This window comes from Xanthomonas sp. SHU 308 (assembly GCF_000364645.1).
In the GTDB taxonomy this organism is placed as follows: domain Bacteria; phylum Pseudomonadota; class Gammaproteobacteria; order Xanthomonadales; family Xanthomonadaceae; genus Xanthomonas_A; species Xanthomonas_A sontii.
Map to the genome: position 1 here is coordinate 1 of NZ_AQOK01000503.1, position 1,249 is coordinate 1,249.

The 1,249-nt window shown below is 66.0% G+C and carries 2 protein-coding genes; both read left to right on the top strand.

Annotated elements, in window-relative coordinates; translation table 11 throughout:
• The coding region (locus D588_RS0115205; protein ID WP_017916589.1) for an OmpA family protein at positions 1-519 on the top strand (519 nt) is incomplete at its 5' end.
• Positions 520-800: 281 nt separating this feature from the next.
• Positions 801-1,249: hypothetical protein (locus tag D588_RS0115210; protein WP_017916590.1), on the top strand; the 449-nt coding region annotated here is incomplete at its 3' end.

The following is a 1,249-nucleotide window of genomic DNA, read 5'->3' on the forward strand; positions in this document are numbered from 1 at the left end:
CCGCCGCCGGCTGCCCCGGTCGCCCCGCCGCCGCCGCCGGCCGCTGCGCCGAGCTGCGCCGACCTGGACGACGATGGTGACGGCGTCAACAACTGCGACGACAAGTGCCCGAACTCCCAGCCTGGCCAGACCATCGGTCCGGACGGCTGCCCGGTGCCGGTGTCGATCGACCTGAAGGGCGTCAACTTTGACTTCAACAAGGCGAACCTGCGTCCGGACGCCGTGGCGATCCTGGGCGAGGCCACCGAGATCCTGAAGCGTTACCCCGACCTGCGCGTCGAGGTTGCCGGTCACACCGACTCGAAGGGTACCGAAGCCTACAACCAGAAGCTGTCCGAGCGCCGCGCCCGCGTCGTGTACGACTACCTGACCAAGAACGGCGTGGACGCTTCGCGTCTGGTCGGTCCGATCGGCTACGGCGAGAGCCGTCCGATTGCTCCGAACACCAACCCGGATGGTTCGGACAATCCGGAAGGCCGTGCCAAGAACCGTCGTACCGAGCTGAACGTCCAGAACTAATCGGACGCTTCCAGCCTCAAGCAAAGCCCGGCCTCGTGCCGGGCTTTGTTTTTGTGGGTGGAAATGTATGTCGGTGTCGTTGTGGGAGCGGCTTCAGCCGCGACAGACGTCCCGGAAATGCCTGCCGCGGCGGAGGCCGCTTCTGCAGGATGCACAAAGCATTCAAGCTGAATTTTTTCAGCAATCCCAACTATTTAGCGCGTGTAATGCCGGTAACAGTTGAAAGCACGCCGGGGCCTGCCTACACTCGCTCGTCGACTCGCCTGAATGGAAAAAAACCGATGCTGCGTATCGTGACGGCCAGCCTGCTCGCGCTTGCCCTGATTCCTGCGGCCCACGCCGCACCGGATTGCTCCGGCGATCTGCTGCCCAAGCCGCTGGCGCTGCCGGCCACGGTTGCCGCGCCGGTCGCTTCGGAACTGTTCAGCCGCAACGTGCAGCTGGGCATGCCCAGCGGCGTGCTGACCCAGTCCTACAGCAGCGACCAGTCGCTGGACCGCGTGCTGCTGCGGCTGCGCGCCGAAGGCTGCCAGAGCTTGGCCAACGCCACCCCGGGCGCGGTGAAGCCGAACGATCCGGCCGCCTACAAGCCGGCCACCGCCTTCGACAACACGCCGTGGCGGTTCGACATGAGCCAGAACGGCAAGCGCATGACCGCCGAGGAGTTCGACGCCTGGATGAAGGCGCGTGGCGTGCGCGTGGTCAAGGCGCGTCCGGCCGCTGCACCTGC